General features: G+C 73.2%; 5 protein-coding genes. 2 read left to right on the forward strand and 3 right to left on the reverse strand.

Annotated features, from left to right (window positions below; genetic code table 11):
* From ABT381_RS35100 to ABT381_RS35110, 3 genes are all read right to left on the reverse strand, one after another.
* Positions 1–750: NADH-quinone oxidoreductase subunit C (locus ABT381_RS35100; protein ID WP_351601966.1), on the reverse strand; the 750-nt coding region annotated here is incomplete at its 3' end.
* Complete coding sequence (locus ABT381_RS35105; RefSeq protein WP_351601969.1) at positions 747–1,451, reverse strand: NADH-quinone oxidoreductase subunit B; 705 nt, start codon at positions 1,449–1,451, stop codon at positions 747–749. The genes ABT381_RS35100 and ABT381_RS35105, both read right to left, overlap by 4 nt.
* The gene (locus ABT381_RS35110; RefSeq protein WP_031050865.1) at positions 1,442–1,843 is read right to left on the reverse strand and encodes an NADH-quinone oxidoreductase subunit A; all 402 of its coding nucleotides are present in this window, start codon (positions 1,841–1,843) and stop codon (positions 1,442–1,444) included. The genes ABT381_RS35105 and ABT381_RS35110 overlap by 10 nt, the downstream gene beginning before the upstream one ends.
* 242 nt (positions 1,844–2,085) lie before the next feature.
* Between ABT381_RS35110 and ABT381_RS35115 the strand changes: the two genes are divergently transcribed.
* Both ABT381_RS35115 and ABT381_RS35120 read left to right on the forward strand, forming a co-directional pair.
* Positions 2,086–3,279, forward strand: coding sequence for a sensor histidine kinase (locus ABT381_RS35115; RefSeq protein WP_351601973.1), 1,194 nt, complete (start codon positions 2,086–2,088; stop codon positions 3,277–3,279).
* Positions 3,280–3,378: 99 nt separating this feature from the next.
* Entirely contained in the window at positions 3,379–4,716 is a 1,338-nt protein-coding gene (locus ABT381_RS35120) for a sensor histidine kinase (protein ID WP_351601976.1), read from the forward strand.
* Positions 4,717–4,759 lie beyond the last annotated feature (43 nt).

The raw sequence follows: 4,759 nt of genomic DNA on the forward strand, positions 1-4,759 counted from the left end.
CGGAGCGGGCGGCAGCTGGCCCTTGAGCGGGCCCCACTCGTTCGGGTCGGGCACGCCGGGCGGCAGCATCTGGCGGCGCTTGGGGCCGCCGTGCTCGGACTCGCCCGGCTCCTTCGCGCCCGGCCACGCCTTGGCGACCCGCGCGGCGAGCACGAAGTCCTTGCGCAGCGGGTGGCCTTCGAAGCCGTCGGGCAGCAGCAGCGGCGCGAGGCCGGGGTGGCCCGTGAAGTCCACGCCGAACATCTCGTGCGTCTCGCGCTCGTGCCAGCCCGCGCCCGCGTACACGCCGATGGCCGTGGGCAGCACGGCCGCCTCGTGCGGCACGGTCGTCCGTACGAGGAGCCGCCGGATGTCCCCGGTACGGGATACGTCGGCGACGTGCGCGCAGACGCGGAACCCGGTACCGGGCTCGTCGACGGCACTCAGCCAGTCGAAGTACGTGCAGCCCAGGGCGTCCCGGGCGGCGGTCAGCGCGTCGGTCCAGGCCGTGGCCGGTACGTCCACGGTGAGCAGGCCGTATGCCTCCTCGGCCGTGGCCCCGGCCCCGAAGATCCGCTCGGCCGGCTCCGGCAGCCACCCCACGGGCGCCGCGGGCGCGGCTTCGGGGGCAGCTTCGGGCGCGCCTTCGGGGGCCTCGGCGGGCGCCCCTTCAGGTGCCGCGGACGCCCCTTCAGGTGCCGCGGGCTTGCCTTCAGGTGCTGCGGGCGTCGCCTCTTCGGGCGTGCCCGGCTCGGGCGACCGGTCCGTCATCGGGTGTCCTCCCCGGTCTGCTCGGACGGCGGCTGCTCGGTGGTCGGCTGCCCGGGCCCGGCGGCGGGCGGCGCCGGCGGGGCCACCAGCCCGCTCCGCAGCGCCTTGGCCGACGGCCGGCCCGCGCCCTTGCCGGTCTTCCCGGACTCGCCGCCGTGGCCGTACCGCTCCGCCAGCGACTCCTGGGCGATCTTCTCCTGGAGCTTGAGGATGCCCTGCAGCAGCGCCTCGGGGCGCGGCGGGCAGCCCGGTACGTACACGTCCACCGGGATGATCTGGTCGACGCCCTTCGTGACGGAGTACGAGTCCCAGTAGGGGCCGCCGCAGTTGGAGCAGGCCCCGAAGGAGATCACGTACTTCGGCTCGGGCATCTGTTCGTACAGCCGCTTGACCGCGGGCGCCATCTTGTCCGTGACCGTGCCGGACACGACCATCAGGTCGGCCTGGCGCGGGCCGGGCGCGAACGGGATCACGCCGAGCCGGATGAAGTCGTGCCGCGCCATGGACGCGGCGATGAATTCGATCGCGCAGCAGGCGAGCCCGAAGTTGAAGACCCACAGGCTGTAGCGGCGGCCCCAGTTCAGGACCACCTTCATCGGTTCGGGGGCCAGGCGGGCCAGCGGGCCGAGGCGGCGCGGCTCGGGCAGGAGCTCGGGGCCCGGCGAGGCTCCGTTGGCCGCGGAGGCGGGGGTCACGTCCATTCCAGGACGCCCTTCTTCCATGCGTAGAGCAGGCCGACAGCGAGGAAGCCGAGGAAGATGAACATCTCCACCAGCGTGATGCCGCCGAAACCGGGTGCGGCGAAGACCGTCGCCCAGGGGAACAGGAAGATCGAGTCGACGGCGAAGATGACGTACAGGAACGCGTATACGTAGTAGCGGACCTGGGTGTGTGCCCAGCCCTCCCCTACGGGGTCCACTCCGCATTCGTACGTGAGCAGTTTCTCGGGTGTGGGCACCACAGGCCGCATCAGGCGTGCGGACCCGAAGGCGACGGCCACGAAGAGCACGCCGATCACGGCGATGAGCCCGACAGCCGAATAGCCCTGGAAGTAGTCCGCGGCGCTGATGGTGCGTACGGTCGCGTCCGGCACGTCCGCCCCTCGCTCCCTGACTGCTCGTGTGCAGCGGGCCGCCTCGTACGCGCCGTACGCGCCGGGCCACCCCTCTGCAACCGCTTTCGCCGAAATTTTTCGACGATCTGTACTGACGGGAGTCTAGGCCCTGCGGGGGCGGGGCCCATCAGTCCCACCGGCGGGGAGGTGGGGATATCCCCACTTCACCCCACCTATCCACCCCATGGTCGCGGGCCGTGCGGCCCGGCAAGCTGGCCCGTATGACGGTGACCTCCGCCCCGGGCACGCGCCCCCACGAGGGCCACGACGACGCATTCGTCCTGGTTCCTCCCCCGCCCCGCCCGCCCCTGAGCGCCTGGACCTGGCGCGAGATCACGCACCTGCTGTCCAACTTCCCGCTGGACGTGACGGCCTTCGCGCTGCTGGTGAGCTGGCTGGCGGCGAGCCTGGGCCTGTCGGTCACGGTCATCGGGCTGCCGCTGCTCGCGCTGGTCCTGGGGGGCTGCCGGCAGTACGGGAGGCTTGAGCGGGCCAGGGCCCGCGCGCTCCTCGGGGTGCGCGTCGCCGAGCCCAGTCCGCCGCGCGCCCTCGAACGGGGCTTCTTCCCCTGGCTGTGGGCGCGCCTGAAGGACCCGGTCGGCTGGCGGCACGCGCTCTACGTCTTCGTACGGCTGCCGTGGGGCGTGCTCAGTTTCGCGCTCACCTTCGTGTCGCTCTTCGTGGCCTGGCCGGCGCTGCCCTGGGTGGCGCGCGGGCTGACGAACGTGGACCGCGCGCTGATACGGGGGCTGCTGTCGCCCTCGGACGAGCTGGAGCGGCGGATCGCCGAGCTGGAGTCGGGGCGCGGGGCGGTCGTGGACACCGCGGCGGCCGACCTGCGGCGCATCGAGCGCGACCTGCACGACGGGGCGCAGGCCCGCCTCGTGGCGCTCGCCATGGGGCTGGGGCTGGCCAAGGAGAAGCTGCTGGAGGACCCGGACGCGGCGGCGCGAATGGTGGACGAGGCGCACGGCGAGGTGAAGCTGGCCCTTCGGGAGCTGCGCGACCTGGCCCGCGGCATCCACCCGGCGATCCTCACCGACCGCGGCCTGGGCCCGGCGCTCTCGGCGCTGGCCGCGCGCTGCACGGTGCCCGTCACCGTGTCGGCGGACATCGCGAGCCGCCCCGCGCCGGCCATCGAGGGCATCGCGTACTTCACGGTCTCCGAGCTGCTGCAGAACGTCTCCAAGCACGCCCAGGCGCGCAGCGCGTCGGTCGACGTGTGGCGGGCCGAGGACCGGCTGCTCATACAGGTGCGCGACGACGGACGCGGGGGCGCACGGCTGGACGCGGGGAGCGGGCTGGCCGGCCTGTCCGAGCGGCTCGGTTCGGTCGACGGGCTGTTCGTCCTCGACTCGCCCACGGGCGGGCCGACGCAGATCACGGCCGAGCTGCCGTGGCGCAGCGCGCCGTAGCGGGCGCTGCCTCCGGAGGCGGGCGCACCGCCTGAAGGCGGCCTATCCAGGCGGGGAAAGCCCCGCCGCTCATCAGTAGAACGGATGAAACGAGACGCCATGGACACCGCATACGGTTCGCCGTCCCCTGCGCCGCACGCCTCCGAAGGCCGCGGCCCGCACCGCGTCCCCTTCGTGCTGCGCGCGCCCTTCGCCGGCCGGACCTGGCGGGAGTTCCTCTATCTGCTGCTCAGCCTGCCGATCGCCATCGTGATGTTCACCTACGCCGTCACGATGACGTCGCTCGGCGCGGGCCTGCTGATCACGTTCCTCGGCATACCCGTACTGGCCGCGGGCCTCGTCGGCTGCCGCGGACTCGGCGCGCTGGAGCGCGTACGGGCGCGTGCCCTGCTCGGCCTGGAAGTGCGCGCTCCCGAACCGGTCCGCGCCACCAAGCCGAGCCTGATGGGCCGCATCGGCGCGGTGCTGAAGAGCGGCACGTCCTGGCGGCACCTCCTGTACTGCCTGCTGCACTTCCCGTGGGCGGTCTTCGCGTTCACCGTCTCGGTGACGCTGTGGTCGCTCGGCTGGAGCCTGTTCACGTACCCGCTGTGGCGCTGGACCTTCCCGATGTACCTCGGCCGGGACGGCATCCAGCTGTTCGGGGACGGGACGCACAGCATGTATCTGGACACCCCCTTCGAGATCGCCGTGACCAGCGTCGTCGGGCTGCTGGTCGTACTGGTCTGGGGCGGGGCCGTGCGCGGCCTCAGCCAGGTGGACCGGTTGCTGGTGCACGGACTGCTGGGCCCGTCCCGGCTGGCCGGCCGGGTCACGGAGCTGGAGTCGGACCGTACGGCGGTGTCCGAGACCGCGGCCGCCGACCTGCGGCGGATAGAGCGCGATCTGCACGACGGGGCGCAGGCCCGGCTCGTGGCGCTCGCCATGGATTTGGGGCTGGCCAAGGAGAAGCTGCAGGAGGACCCGGAGGCCGCCGCCCGCATGGTGGACGAAGCGCACGGCGAGGTGAAGATCGCGCTCCAGGAGCTGCGCGACCTGGCCCGCGGCATCCACCCGGCGATCCTCACCGACCGCGGTCTGGACCCGGCGCTCTCCGCGCTCGCCGCGCGCTGCACGGTGCCGGTGCAGGTCAGCGTGGATCTGACGGCGCGGCCCGCCGCGGCGATCGAGGGGATCGCGTACTTCACGGTCTCGGAGCTGCTGCAGAACGTCTCCAAGCACGCGCGGGCGAGCGGCGCGTCGGTCGATGTGTGGCGGGCCGAGGACCGGCTGATCGTGCTGGTCTCCGACAACGGCCGGGGCGGCGCGCACACCGGTTCCGGCAGCGGCCTGGCGGGCCTGGCCGAGCGGCTGGACGCGGTGGACGGGCTGCTGGTCATCGACTCGCCGGCGGGCGGCCCGACGGCGATCACGGCGGAGCTGCCCTGGCGCGACTGACGGCGCGGCTGACGGCCGACTGACGGCGCGGCTGACGGCCGGC

The sequence above is a fragment of the Streptomyces sp. NPDC000151 genome, assembly GCF_040301705.1.
GTDB lineage: Bacteria > Actinomycetota > Actinomycetes > Streptomycetales > Streptomycetaceae > Streptomyces.